Raw genomic sequence first — 15,068 nt, 5'->3', positions numbered from 1 at the left:
CTAATCCAATCCTAGCGCTTTTTTATCTGTTACATAGTCTTTTCTGAGAGGATGACCTTCCCACTCGTCTTGTAGCAAGATACGCTTTAAGTTCCAATGACCAGGGAAATCAATTCCGAGTAGATCATAAATTTCTCGTTCCATATAATCTGCAGACTTCCAAACAGATTCCACAGATACTACAGAAGCTTTCTCCCTTGGTGTTTTTACTTTTACATATAGATAATAAATTTTTTCTGAATTGTAGAGGTTATAAATAACTTCCATATGTTCATCATAGTCAACACCTGTTACACAAGAGAGGAAATCAAAGCCTAAATCAGAGTCATCTCGCAGCATTTTTGCAAGCGTAAGATTCCAATCTCCGGAATCTAAGATAATCATAGGCTTGCCAAAATTAAGCTTTGCTGTTTCTTCTACTTCTTCTTTTTCCTCTGTTTGTTCCTCATCCTCAGCAGGTTTGAAAAATAGAACTTCTTTTCCAACAGTTTTATTTACTTTTTCAACTATCGTATTTAAGAGCTCTTGACTCATTCTTGACCCACCTTCTCTCCTTTTGCTTCACGACGAATCTTTTCACGAAGCAGTTCAACACCGTCCAATAAGGCTGGAGGCGTTGGAGGACAGCCTGGTACATAAACATCCACAGGCACAACTTTGTCAACTCCATTCACCACACTGTAGGCCTCTTTATAAGGTCCACCACATGTAGCACAGGATCCCATTGAAATAACGTACCTTGGTTCTGGCATTTGATCGTATAGAGTACGAAGAACTGGTGCCATTTTTGATGTAACTGTTCCTGCTACAATCATTACGTCAGAGTGACGTGGGGAAGCACGGAAGATTACACCGAAACGGTCAAAGTCATATCTTGCTGCACCTGTACCCATCATTTCAATTGCACAGCAAGCGAGACCGAAACTTAATGGCCAAAGTGACGTAGTACGTGACCATGCCTTTAGTTGTTCGACCTTTGTAAAAAATACACTACGCTTTACGTCCTCGAGGACACGAGGATCATATTGTTCCGTATCTCGAAATCCTTTTAGTTCCATTCTAGCACCTTCTTTTTCCAAGAATATGCAAGTCCTAATCCCAGTATCCCTATAAAGATCAATCCTGTGTTAAGACCTACCCAACCGAGCTCTCCTAGTGCAACAGCCCAAGGGTATAAGAAAACGGTTTCAACGTCAAAGATGACGAACTCGAGTGCTACGATATAGTAAGCAACGTGATATCTTACTTGAGCATCTCCGGTTGGTTCAATTCCACTTTCATACGTTGTTAGTTTTTTGGCGTACGGGTTACTTGGTCGAACAAAACGACCGAATGTAAGCGCCGCCACTGGAAGTGCAACACCTAAAAGCATAAACAATAACACATAAATATAGTTGTCAAAATAGACTCCCAGCCCCATATATTCACTCCCCTCCATTTAGTAAATCTGTTTTAATACTGTACCCACTAAAATTATAACAAAGCGTTGAAATTAATGTCTATATTATTCTGAATTCTCAATTTGATACGTTTACTAAGTTAATAATATTGTTTACTAAAATTCTTTTCTCAAGAACGTTGGTACGATAGGCTTTGCTGCTTTCTATAAAGCTCCGCTTAATTAGAGTTATTACAAATTCAGAATTGTTAAACTTTATAATCTTCTACATGTGTTTCTGTTAAAAATTAGGACTGTTTAATTTTTGGTAGATTTTATCCTAAATAACCAGTAAATATACGTGGTAATAATCCTTATATTTTATTGGAAAAACAGAGCTTTGTTTTTGCTCACCTAGAAGGATATTCCATCAACTGGACTATAACAGATTCTTCATTTTCGATATAACAGTTCAGTTGACAAACATTTTTGTTCAAAATGTAAATTAAAGTTACCATATAAAGATGATGAATTGATTTTTTATAAAATATTTCTTTTAATTGTTACCTAGATAGTTCGGAATTAATTTATTGTTTATGATGATAGATTTTGAAATATTTTTTGGTGAATGTGTTTATTTGAGTCGCTTTTTTAACGATAACTTAAATAATACAAGATGGCAGGATCAGTAATCTTAATAAGATTTGATTGTTTTTGATGGAGATAGTTTTTCAAATGCTGTCAGACATTTAACTGAGTTTTGAAATAAAAGATATTTTTCAATAATAACGTGCTGAGGTGTTTCACTTTATCCTTATTAAGTTTGGGGCAATAAACATTCCTCCCTTTTTTATGTAGGTATGTTTCAAAGTCTTATATGGTTCATGCATAAATAGGAATAAGGACTTTTTATTGCGCGAGTGAAAAAAACAAGTCCATATAGTACATTTCATTCGCAAAAACCTAGAATTATGCATCCATATACTAATTTTAATAAAATGTTTCCAATTTCACAAATATTTCTTTTATTTTTTGTGAAAAAAATAGCATATTCTTTTTTATAATTAGGAAAAGTTGTTTAGGTTTCAAATTGTAGTTTCATTAAACACTAGGAAGATGTAGATGATTCCTATTTCGTAATTTAAAATGTAGACAAAAATTAATAGAATCTTGTGTTAAAATCTTGTATACTATTTTCATAATGACACCTCAACAATCCCCTTTACTCTCAAACCTAATCCTCAAAAGGAAGTGATCAAAATAGAATATTCTTTATTATAATTAGGAGAAGTTGTTTTGATTTCTATTTGTAGTTTCTTTAAATACTAGGAAGGTGAAGTTGATTCATATTTCGTAATCTAAAATGAAGACAAAGATTAATAGAGTCTTGTGTTATTATCTTGTATACTAATTTCATAATGATACCTCAACAATCCCCTTTATTTCACAAACCTAATCCTCAAAAGGAAGTGATCAAAATTATGGGCTACAAGAAAAGAATATGGATGCCTGATACACATTATCACGTATTAAATCGCGGAATACGAAAAGAACCTTTATTCAAACGTAATGAAGACTACGAATATTTCTTATCCCTGCTCCAGAAAGCACATAGTAAGTATTCATTTTACCTTTGTTCATATTGCCTCATGAAAAACCACTATCACCTTCATATTTTCTCTGAAGATAATTCGATCCCTAGAATAATGGAATACATTAATAAGTATTATGCTAGGTATTTCAATCACCAATATAATTATAAAGGCAGAGTGTTTGAAAACAGATATACTGCTTTACCAGTAACAAATGAACGAGGTAAACTTAATTTAACAAGGTATATACACTTTAATCCTATTGAAGCAAAACTTGTCAAAAATGCATCTTTGTATCATTGGAGTAGTGCCAAGTTTTACTCACCAAAAAATCTTGACCAACTTCCACAATATTTAAACATTTCTACTATTCTTAACAAATTCCATGGTACAGAAATTAATCAAAAGCAGCAATTTATTGATTGGTGTAATAAGTAATCTACCCTATATATTGTTAGTTGAGGAGGTATAGGCGCTACCTCGGTAGTGCCTACCAGATGACCTAGTCAAAATCTCTCTCTTTCTCACGTTTACTCACGGATTTAACCTGGTCTTTTCGTAGGCGCTACATCGGTAGTGCCTACCAAATGACCTAGTCAAAATCTCTCTCTTTCTCTCGTTTACTCACGGATTTAACCTGGTCTTTTGGTAGGCGCTACCACGGTAGTGCCTACCAGATGACCTAGTCAAAATCTCTCTCTTTCTCACGTTTACTCACGGATTTAACCTGGTCTTTTCGTAGGCGCTACCACGGTAGTGCCTACCAGATGACCTAGTCAAAATCTCTCTCTTTCTCTCGTTTACTCACGGATTTAACCTGGTCTTTTCGTAGGCGCTACCACGGTAGTACCTACCAGATGACCTAGTCAAAATCTCCCTCATGCTCTCGCATGCTCACGGATTTAACCTGGTCTTTTTGTAGGCGCTACCTCGGTAGTGCCTACCAGATGACCTAGTCAAAATCTCTCTCTTTCTCTCGTTTACTCACGGATTTAACCTGGTCTTTTTGTAGGCGCTACCTCGGTAGTGCCTACCAGATGACCTAGTCAAAACCTCTCTCTTTCTCACGTTTACTCACGGATTTAACCTGGTCTCTTCGTAGGCGCTACCATGGTAGTGCCTACCAGATGACCTAGTCAAAATCTCTTTCATTCTCTCGTTTGCTCTCGGATTTAACCTGGGCTTTTCGTACGCGCTACCACGGTAGTGCCTACCAGATGACCTAGTCGAAATCTCACTCTTGCTCTCGCATGCTCACGGATTTAACCTGGGCTTTTCGTAGGCGCTACCATGGTAGTGCCTACCAGATGACCTAGTCAAAACCTCTCTCATTCTCTCGCATGCTCATGGGTTTAACCTGGTCTTTTCGTAGGCACTACCAGATGACCTAGTCACTTTTTTTATGTGATATCCCCCCAACATCCCCTAGCATTAAACCTTGGTCCTTCCCCCACCAAAACATAAAAAAACCGTCCAGAGATGCTTCTCCGAACGGTGGTAATCAATAGTTTATATATCTAATTAGATTCCTGCGGCAACATTTTAGCTGGCCGTAGTTATATTATCTTCCGCCTCCACCTGCTACATCGATACGGTTAATAGCACGTTTTAGGGCAAGCTCAGCACGGCGGAAATCAACGTGATCTTTTTTCGCTTGCTCTAGGCGACGCTCAGCACGTTCTTTTGCAGCACGTGCTCTGGATATATCAATGTCTGACGGTAACTCAGCTGATTCAGCTAGAATGTTAACTTCGTCAGGGCGAACTTCCATAAAACCGCCACTGACAGCAATGAGCTGAACCTTAGAATCCTTTTTAATTCGTACTGCACCGATAGTAAGGGGCGTAACTAAAGGTAAGTGCATAGGTAATATCCCCAATTCACCCTCCGTAGTTTTCACGCTAACCATTTCTACTTGTGCTTCGAATACGCTGCCATCAGGAGTGACGACATTTGCTTGCATCGTCTTCACGGTTCACCCTCCTTAAACGAAGCTTAACATAGTTGGTTAGGTGTTAGTTGGTTAGGGGTTTGAAGGTATTTACAAGCTGTAAAGCTATATCCTCAATATATTCCTAACCACTATTCACTAACCACTAGACGCTTCTTATTGCATTTGCTTCGCTTTCTCTACAACTTCTTCAATCCTACCAACGAGACGGAAAGCATCTTCAGGAAGATCATCGTACTTACCTTCGATGATTTCTTTAAATCCTTGAATTGTTTCTTTTACCGGTACATAAGAACCTGGTTGACCCGTAAATTGCTCCGCCACGTGGAAGTTTTGAGAAAGGAAGAACTGAATACGACGGGCACGGTGTACAGTAAGTTTATCTTCTTCTGATAACTCATCCATCCCTAAGATGGCGATGATATCTTGAAGTTCTTTATATTTTTGAAGTGTTTGCTGTACTTGACGAGCAATGGAATAGTGCTCTTCTCCTACGATTTCTGGAGATAATGCGCGTGAAGTTGAAGCTAATGGATCCACCGCAGGGTAAATACCCATCTCAGAAAGTTTACGCTCTAAGTTTGTAGTTGCATCTAAGTGAGCAAACGTTGTTGCTGGTGCTGGGTCAGTATAGTCATCGGCTGGTACGTAAATCGCTTGGATTGACGTAACCGAACCTTTTTTCGTCGATGTAATACGCTCTTGAAGTTGACCCATTTCCGTAGCTAATGTAGGTTGGTAACCTACGGCTGAAGGCATACGTCCTAAAAGGGCAGATACCTCGCCACCTGCTTGTGTGAAACGGAAAATATTATCGATGAAAAGAAGTACGTCTGCACCTTTTTCATCACGGAAGTGTTCAGCCATTGTTAAACCAGTTAAGGCAACACGCATACGTGCTCCAGGAGGCTCATTCATTTGACCGAAAACCATTGCTGTTTTATTGATAACGCCTGAATCTTTCATCTCAAAGTAAAGGTCGTTTCCTTCACGAGTACGCTCACCAACACCAGCGAATACAGAGATACCACCGTGCTCTTGCGCGATGTTGTTGATTAATTCCTGAATTAATACGGTTTTACCTACACCCGCACCACCAAATAGACCGATTTTTCCACCTTTAATATATGGTGCTAATAAGTCTACTACTTTTATTCCAGTTTCAAGAATTTCCGTTTCAGTAGATAATTCTTCATACACTGGAGCTTGACGGTGTATAGGATCACGCTTAACTCCTGCTGAAAGTGGCGCGTCTAAGTCAATATTCTCACCTAATACGTTGAAAACACGACCAAGTGTATCGTCTCCTACAGGTACAGAAATCGGGCTTCCTGTATCTACTACTTCCATTCCTCTTACAAGGCCGTCAGTAGAGGACATAGCGATCGTTCGAACAGTATCATCTCCTAAGTGGAGAGCTACTTCCAACGTAAGGTTCACGTCAACTTCACCTGAAGATTGGGCTTGTTTTTGTACAGTTAATGCGTTATAGATCTCAGGTAATTCACCACGGTTAAAACGAATGTCTACAACCGGACCCATTACTTGAGTGACGCTTCCTTTATTCATCTTCTTTCCTCCTTACTTCCTAAATGACACAATTCTTGTTAGGTTGTAAAAATTCTTGCCTTATTTTTACAAGCCTTATTCTAATTAAGTGCGGAAGCTCCACCAACAATTTCATTAATCTCTTGTGTGATGGCCGCTTGTCTTGCACGGTTATATACTAACGTTAATTCATCAATTCTCGATGATGCGTTATCCGTTGCAGCACTCATCGCTGTCATACGAGCTCCGAATTCACTTGCTTTTGCGTCGAGTAATGCTCCGTAAATAAGACTCTCTGCGTAGTGTGGTAGCAATTGTTCTAAAATCACTTCTGCATTTGGCTCATAAATATACTCTAAGTTGTTCCCAGTGTCTTCTTCATTATCGGATGAAAACTCATTTAGTGGCAAAAGCTTTGTTTCTTGAACTTGTTGACTAATGGCACTCACGAAGTGGTTATAGTGAACATAAATCTCATCGAATATGCCGTCGGTAAACATATCAATCGTTGTAGAAGCTATGTTTTTGATTTCTGCATATTCAGGCTGATCTTGTAATCCGATGATTTCTTGATATATAGGCATACCGCGTTTTTTGAAAAAATCACGACCTATACGACCCATTACAATGATTCCGTACTCATTCGGAGATTCGTGTCGTTCATTAATAATTTGCATCGTTTTACGAAGTAGCCCTGCGTTATAAGCACCACATAATCCACGATCCGAGGTGATAATAATATATGCCGTCTTTTTTACCTCACTCCGAGCTTCGAGCATTGGGTGAGTGACATTCGTTTCAGTACCAGACGCAATACTTGCTACAACCTCACGAATTTTTTCAGTATATGGTACGAAGGAAGTTGCTTTTGATTGTGCGCGATTTAGTTTCGCTGCAGAAACCATTTGCATCGCCTTCGTAATTTGTTTTGTTTTCTTCGTCGATCCGATTCTTGATTTTATATCTCTTAATGATGCCACCGTTGTTCACCACCTTTATTAACGAACTTCTAAAAGGGAGGAGAATTAATTCATACTACCTTTTCCCCAACCTTTTATATTTTCATTCGTCATTTCTATCTTTTATGCTTCCGTAAATGTTTGTTTGAAAGTTTCAATCGCTTTTCTCATTTCACCTTCATCAGGAAGGTTACCAGTGTTCTTGATTTCATCAAGAAGTTCACGGTTATTATGTTCTAGGAAGCTAAATAATTCTGCTTCAAAGCGTTGAATTTCATCTACTTTAATGTCATCTAATAAACCTTTCGTTAAAGCAAAAAGAATAATAACTTGTTTTTCTACAGCAAGTGGTTGGTGTAAACCTTGTTTTAATACTTCTACAGTACGGGCACCACGGTTTAGTTTCGCTTGTGTCGCTTTATCTAAATCCGAACCAAATTGAGCGAATGCTTCTAGTTCACGATACGAAGCTAAATCTAGACGTAACGTACCTGCTACTTTTTTCATTGCTTTGATTTGTGCAGAACCACCTACACGGGATACTGAAAGACCTGCATCAATGGCAGGGCGAATACCCGAGAAGAATAAGTTAGATTGTAAGAAAATTTGTCCATCTGTGATGGAAATAACGTTTGTTGGAATATATGCTGAAATATCCCCTGCTTGTGTCTCAATGAATGGTAATGCTGTTAAGGAACCAGCACCTTTCGCATCACTAAGCTTTGCAGCACGCTCTAATAAACGGGAGTGTAAGTAGAATACATCCCCTGGATATGCTTCACGACCTGGAGGACGACGAAGTAATAACGAAAGCTCACGGTATGCAGATGCCTGTTTTGTTAAGTCATCATAAATAACAAGAACGTGCTTTCCGTTATACATGAACTCCTCACCCATAGTTACCCCAGCATATGGCGCTAGGAATAATAACGGTGCTGGTTGAGATGCGCTTGCTGTAACAACAATTGTATAATCTAATGCACCGTGTTGACGTAATGTTTCTACTACGCCTGCCACAGTTGATTCTTTTTGTCCGATTGCTACATAAATACAAACCATATCTTGATCTTTTTGATTAATAATTGTATCAATAGCGATCGCTGTTTTACCAGTTTGACGGTCACCGATAATTAACTCACGTTGACCACGACCAATTGGAATTAAAGCATCAATAGATTTAATCCCTGTTTGTAATGGCTCGTGTACTGATTTACGATCCATTACTCCTGGTGCTGGCGCTTCAATAGGACGAGTTTTTGTTGTCTCAATTGGACCTTGACCATCTAATGGCTGACCTAATGAGTTAACTACACGTCCTAGTAATTGTTCACCTACTGGAACCTCCATGATACGGCCAGTTCGACGAACTTCGTCTCCTTCACGAATGTCTGTGTAAGGACCAAGAATAATAATACCAACAGTGTTTTCTTCAAGGTTTTGTGCCATACCCATAACACCGTTAGAAAATTCTAAAAGCTCACCAGCCATAACGTTTTCGAGACCGTGAGCAACGGCAATTCCATCCCCTACGCGGATGACGGTTCCAACATCGTTCACTTCAATTTCAGATTGATATCCTTCAATCTGTTTTTTTATTAAAGAGCTGATCTCATCGGCTCTGATGCTCATTACGTTCACCCCTATCTGCTAACGTTCCCATATATCATACGCTTTTGTATGCGTTCTAATTGACTTGCAACAGTTCCATCATAGACACTATCTCCGACTCTCACTTTTAATCCGCCAATGATTTCTTTGTCTACGATATTATTGATGAGAAGTTTTTGTTTACCAGTCTTTATCGAAAAGACTTGGGCAACAGCTTCCTTTTCATCATCTGATAAGGCCTTTGCAGTGTAAACTGTAGCTTCTGCAATTCCTTTTGCTTCGTTCGCTAACTTTTTATAATCCTCCACAATGGAGAAGAATACGGATTCTCTTCTATTATCAATTAAGAGTAGTAGAAGATTAACTACAACATCACTTACTTTCGACGAAAAGCTTTCTCTAACAATTTTCTTCTTCTCCTCAGATGTCATCTTAGGATGATTAAACACTTCGTCAAGAAGGTTCGTAGCTTGAAATACTTGTGAAACATCACTTAGTTCTTGTTCTATTGAATCTAATAGGTAGTTTTCCTGTGCATGTTCAAATAGTGCGCTCGCATATCGAAAACCTACTGGATGTCTTCTCATAGCTCTTCGCCCACTTCTCTAAGAGTTTCTTGGATGAGCTTTTCTTGTTCCTTTTCATCCAACTCTCTTTCAATCACTTTGGATGCCACAAGGATAGACAAGGTAGAAACTTGCTCACGAAGAGCGGAGATAGCTTGTTCTTTTTCTTGATTTATTTCCGCAACGGCAGTTTCTTTTAAGCGTTCCGCTTCTTTTCTCGCAGTTGCAAGGATTTCTTCTGCTTGTTGCTCACTAAATTTCTTCGTATTTTCAACTATTTCTTTTGCTTCACGACGGGCATCTTGAATGGCTTCCCGTTGCTCCGCTAAATATTTTTCTGCTTCTTTACGGTTACTTTCTGCAGATTTAATTTGATCAGCGATATGAACTTCACGCTTTTCCATCATATTAATGATAGGTCCAAGCGCAAACTTTTTAAGTATCAACATGAGAACCAAAAATGCTAATAGCTGATAACCTGCATTTATCCATGCAATATCATGTAACTCAAACAACGATTTCGCCCCCTTCATAACAGTAATAATAAGAAAAACACATTAAAATGTGGTAAGAACGAGTACATGCTATTCAAAAAATATATTTTCCTAGAAGGACATGTATCGATTTTTTACATAAAAGGAATGGCGAAGATTAAGTATGTAACGTTCTCCGCCATAATATCATTTCATGTGTTACTTATAGATTACCTAATAACATGAAGGCAATAACGATTGCAAAGATAGGAATCGCCTCTACTAATGGAGCACCAATGAATAAAAGTGTTTGAAGTGGCCCTCTCATTTCTGGTTGACGAGTTACACCTTGAACTACACTACGTACTACGATTGCTACACCAAATGCACCTGCTACTGCAGCGATACTTGCAACTATTGCTACTGAAAGAAATTCCATGATAAATATCCTCCTTTAAGTCCCATTCATTATTTGTTTTATTTGTAACGCTCTAAAAAAAATAAGAGCAAAATTACCAAGAGTGATAAAAGCTTTGTTAAGTGATACGATTTTTTATTAATCGTATGACTTTAATGTTCTTCGTTAACTTTATGTGACATGTAAACCATTGTCAGCATACAGAAAATGAAGGCTTGAAGTGTACCGATAAATGATCCAAATGCTTGGAACAGAACGAGTGGTATAAATGCGAATATACCCCATGCAAGACTACTTACTCCAAGTTTAACTAACATTACCATAATTAATTCTTTAGCAAAAACGTTAGCATATAGACGCATTCCTAATGTGAGGGTATTGGAGAAATCCTCAATAATTTTAAATGGGAACAAGAATGGTACTGGGCGGAAATAATCCTTCCCATATTCTTTTGGCCCTTTCAGTTTTAAACCATAATAATGCGTTAATATGATAATAAAGGCAGCTAAAGAGATTGTGAGAAGCGGGTCAGCTGTTGGTGAGTGCCAGTATACGTAGTGCTCGGTTTTTGTCGCAAGTTCAAACGGAACACCTATCATATTTGCTACGAATACATAGCAGATTAATGTAACACCTAGAACAACAAAGTGCTTCCCTTGCTTCCAATCCATAGAGGAACTAATAACGTTCTTCACAAATTGAACTAACCATTCTACTACATTCTGTGCACCTGTCGGATACATTCTTATTTTCCTCGACAAGAAGAAGAGAATCAAGAATACTATTAACATGACAACAGTGGTCATAAATATTCCTGTGAGATCTACCTTCAAATACGGGTTATCAAAAAGCTCTATTACTGGTTTTTTATTATCCAACCATTTTCACCTCTTTTCTTTGCATCTCTAGGGTTGTACACAATTCTTCATGTACGTCATTGATTCAATTTTTTAATGTGAAACATAGGTTCAATTAATATAATGAAATAGGTTATTGCTAAACCTATAATGACACCTTCGACTTGTAAATATTCAGGAAATTGCAAAGCAATGGCTACAGCAGCTACAGCAGCAATAATCCTTGTTAACGTACCAAATATAAGAAGACTAGGTTTTTTTTCTCCTTCTAGAACTTCTCCTATTTTCTTCACTTGAATATATGTATTTACTAAGTTTAACAAACTAAAACTAGCACCAAATGTAACCCCCATATAGAATGTTCTATTTGGTAAGACTAATGCTAATATAAGAAATACTAGAATAATCCCTATCGTTACAAAGGTATACCTTTTAGCTATTGCATGAAATTCCATCATTAAGATTCTTCTCCCATAAATTTACGCACAGCAAAGTATATCCCAGTAATCGCTGCCCCCATCCCTACTATTGCACCTAGGACAAGAAATAATCCATTTGTGTTACATTTATTGTCTAACCAACTACCTCCAAACACTCCTAGAAGAATGGAGCCAACAAAATAGGAGCTAATAGTAGACATTAAACCGACCATTTTTGCTATTTGGGGTATTTTAGGTGGCTGAGACATTGGTTTCCCACCCTTACTAGGGTTTATAAGCGAATTATGTTTACATGCGTAATATCCTATGTAATCGTACCAATACAGCTTAGTTCCTGTCAATTACTACTAGGAATTGATCAACATGAAATTTATGCCATTCACCAGGGTTAAGCGCTTTCTTGTTCACAGAGTTTTGCTACATTTTTCACATAACAGACACATTTCCTATTATACATAAAAAATAGGCAGTGTCCTATACTTTTTAAAGAAAAAATAAAGTTCGAATATTACAAATATTATAAGCAGCATTTTTAACGTAGTTTTAGTGAAAAATTTGTACACTACGGCTCTTTCCTACCTATCAACACTATTTACATTCTGGCTATACACCTATTCTGTATGAAAACAGAGACTGGGTCAAAAGTGTTTTCAGCAAAGAGAAATCCGAACGAAATGATTCTTGGTATCCTATTCGCTGCAGAAATATACTCCGCTAAGGTTACCTATCGTTCGTATTTTCAATGTTACACTTTCGTTATGTCCCAGCCTCCATTCTTTATAGAGAGAATATCTTCGAGGATCTAGTTAATCAAAGTCTTCCCATGAACCGATGTAAATGTCTCTTTCTTCTGTATCTTCATGTCCTTCTTTTTCTGCAAAAATTAGTGCTTTATATATTCCTGGTTGTATTCCTTCCACTTTTATGTCCTGCTCAAACATCCCTCTTTCAATGTCTTTTTGAACATCAATAAAGTCAATAAATTGAAAGGTGTCAGGGTCATATAATGCGATGCCAAATGCATCTGCTCCACCTGGAAGATACACTTCATAATGGAATGTGTCAGGCTCTGCGGTTTGTTCAAACATAAACGCCATCATCCTTGGATAGTCTGGTTCTTCTACAAAAAACATATAAGGGATCTCAATCGTCTCATCAAAACTTTTCACCTTTATATTGTCATGATAAATCCCTTCTGTGAATAAGGAAGGAAACACATCCATCGTTACAGGAACCGTTTTCTTATCTCCAGGAGATACATATAAAGAAAATGGTACCTTCCATTGTATTCCATCAGGAACCTGAAATGGTGGTTCTACTGTATATCGTTTTCTTACATCCGAATGATTTTCAATGGTAATTTCTACTGTTTTCTCCAAACGGCTATCTGACTTTAACCATTTCCCAAAAGTAAGAGACCCGGGGTATACGAGAGTTTTTGAATTTAGTGCATCTATTAATTGAATTCTACCTGTCCCTTGTACATGAGGTGGATAAAGTACCCCTTCTTTGTCCTTGATTGGTTTAGCTGTATTCATTAATGCTGCTTTTATTTGATCCGGACCCCAATCTGGATGCTTCTGCTTAAGAAGGGCTGCTGCTCCCGCTACGTGTGGGGCAGCCATGCTTGTTCCATTTAGATCTAAATATCCTTTTGGTACCGTACTGTCAATAGCAACACCTGGCGCGACAATGTCAGGCTTTATATCCCATGTATGTGTCACGGGACCTCGTGAACTAAACGGTGCCATAAAGTCTTCTTCTTCCCTATAAATGGTTCTTATGAATATGTCCCTTTTTTTAAGGTCTTTCTTTAACGATTCTCCTACTTCCTTCGAAACACTCACTACTGGAAAATCGGTTTGCTCTTCTAGCATACCAGCAAAGTCGCCATCTGTATGATTATATACAATTAGTGCCTCTGCCCCTGCTTTTTGCGCGGCTTTCGCTTTTAATGTAAAACTTATCTGTCCTCGTTCTGCTAATATGATTTTTCCTTGAACATTTTTTTGATAATAGTCTTCTTCTTTACCTAAACCTACGAACTCTAGTGGATATGCTCTTTTTAATATCCAATCTTTTGCCCGTTGCATAGGTTGAATCGGAATTTCATTCTCATCGTTAGGCCCTGTTGTTAAATAAGGAACTCTCATTGGTGGTGTGGATGCCCCTACAGAAATAGCTTTAGAAGATGTACCTGGTGAACCTACTGTCCACAGGTTAGGTCCACTGTTACCATTTGAGGTTACAGCAATAACACCTTTTTCCACAGCCTTATCCAAAGCTACACTTGTAGGCCAGTCAGGTCCATTTACTGTATTACCTAAAGACAAGTTAAGAATGTCTACTCCATCCTCAACTGCTTTTTCAATGGCCGAGATAACTTGCTCTGTCGTACCCATTCCAGCAGGACCTAGTGTTCGATATGCATAGATTTCTGCCTCAGGAGCAACTCCTTGGAGTCTTCCGTTAGCAGCAATTATGCCCGCAACATGAGTTCCGTGTAGTGTCGGCATCCCCTGTTCTTGTTGTGTTTCCATCGGGTCATCGTCCTCGTCGATGACATCATAGCCCCCTTGATAACTTCCTTTTAAATCAGGATGATTGTAATCAATACCTGTATCAATTACGGCTACTTTTACACCTTTTCCTGTAAGGTGTTCTCCATCTTCATCTAACAATTGGCGAATTTCTTCACCACCAATAAATGGAACACTTTCATCTAGTGATGGTTGGTAATAGGCAATCTCATCAACTCTGTTAATACTTTCAAGGTTATTTAGCATTCCAGCGTCTTTTCTGCTTACTTCTGCTGAAAAACCATTATATAGTGATTTAAAAACTTTTCTTACTTTTATGGTCGGAATTGCACCTTGAACATCAGCCAGTACTTCCTTTATGTCTTTATCTTCTCTCGCTTCAATGATAAATATTGCTGGCTCATCCTCTTCATTAGGAAGGGATGGTCTAGCTGGATAAAACACTTCCGTAGATTGATTTGATTGTATCTCCTGAGCTGTTATGTTCTGCATTGGATTCATAACAGAACTAATAATAAGTAAGACAAGAACGAAACCTTTCCATCTTGTCTTGGACATATGGCCAATCACCCTTTCTCCCAATAGAAGTGTAACTTCTCTACGTAATTTCTTCTTATCATGCCATTTCCGACCACATTTCATGCAAGATAGAAAATATACAGAGAATTCAGAGGGTGTTTGCCAAAAAGCATAAATGTTCAAGAAATGTTCACAGGCCTGGTCCCTGAACAAAAGTTC

The 15,068-nt window shown here is 38.1% G+C and carries 15 protein-coding genes; 1 reads left to right on the top strand and 14 read right to left on the bottom strand.

Annotated features, from left to right (window positions below; translation table 11 throughout):
* Genes ACERII_RS23000 through ACERII_RS22990 form a run of 3 tightly spaced genes read right to left on the bottom strand, consistent with a single transcriptional unit; the run spans window position 1 to window position 1,420 of the window.
* Window positions 1–534 (bottom strand): NADH-quinone oxidoreductase subunit C, encoded by a 534-nt coding sequence (locus ACERII_RS23000; RefSeq protein WP_373645321.1) that lies wholly within the window; start codon window positions 532–534, stop codon window positions 1–3.
* Entirely contained in the window at window positions 531–1,058 is a 528-nt protein-coding gene (locus ACERII_RS22995) for a NuoB/complex I 20 kDa subunit family protein (RefSeq protein WP_373645320.1), read from the bottom strand. Before ACERII_RS22995 ends, ACERII_RS23000 begins: the two co-directional genes overlap by 4 nt.
* Window positions 1,049–1,420 (bottom strand): NADH-quinone oxidoreductase subunit A, encoded by a 372-nt coding sequence (locus ACERII_RS22990; protein ID WP_373645319.1) that lies wholly within the window; start codon window positions 1,418–1,420, stop codon window positions 1,049–1,051. The genes ACERII_RS22995 and ACERII_RS22990 overlap by 10 nt, the downstream gene beginning before the upstream one ends.
* A 1,439-nt stretch (window positions 1,421–2,859) precedes the next feature.
* Between ACERII_RS22990 and ACERII_RS22985 the strand changes: the two genes are divergently transcribed.
* Window positions 2,860–3,408 (top strand): transposase, encoded by a 549-nt coding sequence (locus ACERII_RS22985; protein WP_373645318.1) that lies wholly within the window; start codon window positions 2,860–2,862, stop codon window positions 3,406–3,408.
* Window positions 3,409–4,531: 1,123 nt separating this feature from the next.
* Here ACERII_RS22985 and ACERII_RS22980 read toward each other — a convergent pair.
* The 11 genes from ACERII_RS22980 to ACERII_RS22930 form a co-directional block, all read right to left on the bottom strand.
* A complete protein-coding gene (locus ACERII_RS22980; RefSeq protein WP_373645351.1) occupies window positions 4,532–4,933 on the bottom strand; it encodes a F0F1 ATP synthase subunit epsilon in 402 nt (133 codons plus the stop codon).
* Between the two features lie 144 nt (window positions 4,934–5,077).
* Window positions 5,078–6,490 (bottom strand): F0F1 ATP synthase subunit beta, encoded by a 1,413-nt coding sequence (atpD, locus tag ACERII_RS22975; protein WP_373645317.1) that lies wholly within the window; start codon window positions 6,488–6,490, stop codon window positions 5,078–5,080.
* Window positions 6,491–6,570: 80 nt separating this feature from the next.
* Complete coding sequence (gene atpG, locus ACERII_RS22970; RefSeq protein ID WP_373645316.1) at window positions 6,571–7,449, bottom strand: ATP synthase F1 subunit gamma; 879 nt, start codon at window positions 7,447–7,449, stop codon at window positions 6,571–6,573.
* Between the two features lie 102 nt (window positions 7,450–7,551).
* A complete protein-coding gene (atpA, locus tag ACERII_RS22965) occupies window positions 7,552–9,057 on the bottom strand; it encodes a F0F1 ATP synthase subunit alpha (RefSeq protein ID WP_373645315.1) in 1,506 nt (501 codons plus the stop codon).
* A gap of 11 nt (window positions 9,058–9,068) precedes the next feature.
* Window positions 9,069–9,623 (bottom strand): F0F1 ATP synthase subunit delta, encoded by a 555-nt coding sequence (locus tag ACERII_RS22960; protein WP_373645314.1) that lies wholly within the window; start codon window positions 9,621–9,623, stop codon window positions 9,069–9,071.
* The gene (gene atpF / locus ACERII_RS22955) at window positions 9,620–10,051 is read right to left on the bottom strand and encodes a F0F1 ATP synthase subunit B (RefSeq protein WP_373645350.1); all 432 of its coding nucleotides are present in this window, start codon (window positions 10,049–10,051) and stop codon (window positions 9,620–9,622) included. Before atpF ends, ACERII_RS22960 begins: the two co-directional genes overlap by 4 nt.
* 247 nt (window positions 10,052–10,298) lie before the next feature.
* Window positions 10,299–10,514: a F0F1 ATP synthase subunit C gene (gene atpE / locus ACERII_RS22950; RefSeq protein WP_373645313.1), complete on the bottom strand. Its 216-nt coding sequence runs from the start codon at window positions 10,512–10,514 to the stop codon at window positions 10,299–10,301.
* A gap of 131 nt (window positions 10,515–10,645) precedes the next feature.
* Window positions 10,646–11,371: a F0F1 ATP synthase subunit A gene (gene atpB, locus ACERII_RS22945; protein ID WP_373645312.1), complete on the bottom strand. Its 726-nt coding sequence runs from the start codon at window positions 11,369–11,371 to the stop codon at window positions 10,646–10,648.
* 56 nt (window positions 11,372–11,427) lie between these two features.
* Complete coding sequence (locus ACERII_RS22940) at window positions 11,428–11,808, bottom strand: ATP synthase subunit I (protein ID WP_373645311.1); 381 nt, start codon at window positions 11,806–11,808, stop codon at window positions 11,428–11,430.
* Window positions 11,808–12,038: an AtpZ/AtpI family protein gene (locus ACERII_RS22935; RefSeq protein ID WP_373645310.1), complete on the bottom strand. Its 231-nt coding sequence runs from the start codon at window positions 12,036–12,038 to the stop codon at window positions 11,808–11,810. Before ACERII_RS22935 ends, ACERII_RS22940 begins: the two co-directional genes overlap by 1 nt.
* A gap of 558 nt (window positions 12,039–12,596) precedes the next feature.
* Window positions 12,597–14,888: a S8 family serine peptidase gene (locus ACERII_RS22930; protein ID WP_373645309.1), complete on the bottom strand. Its 2,292-nt coding sequence runs from the start codon at window positions 14,886–14,888 to the stop codon at window positions 12,597–12,599.
* Window positions 14,889–15,068 lie beyond the last annotated feature (180 nt).

This window comes from Evansella sp. AB-rgal1, assembly GCF_041820985.1.
Classification (GTDB): Bacteria; Bacillota; Bacilli; order Bacillales; family Salisediminibacteriaceae; genus Evansella.
The sequence above is the reverse complement of the archived record's forward strand: the minus strand, read 5'-3'. Positions and strand labels throughout refer to the sequence as shown.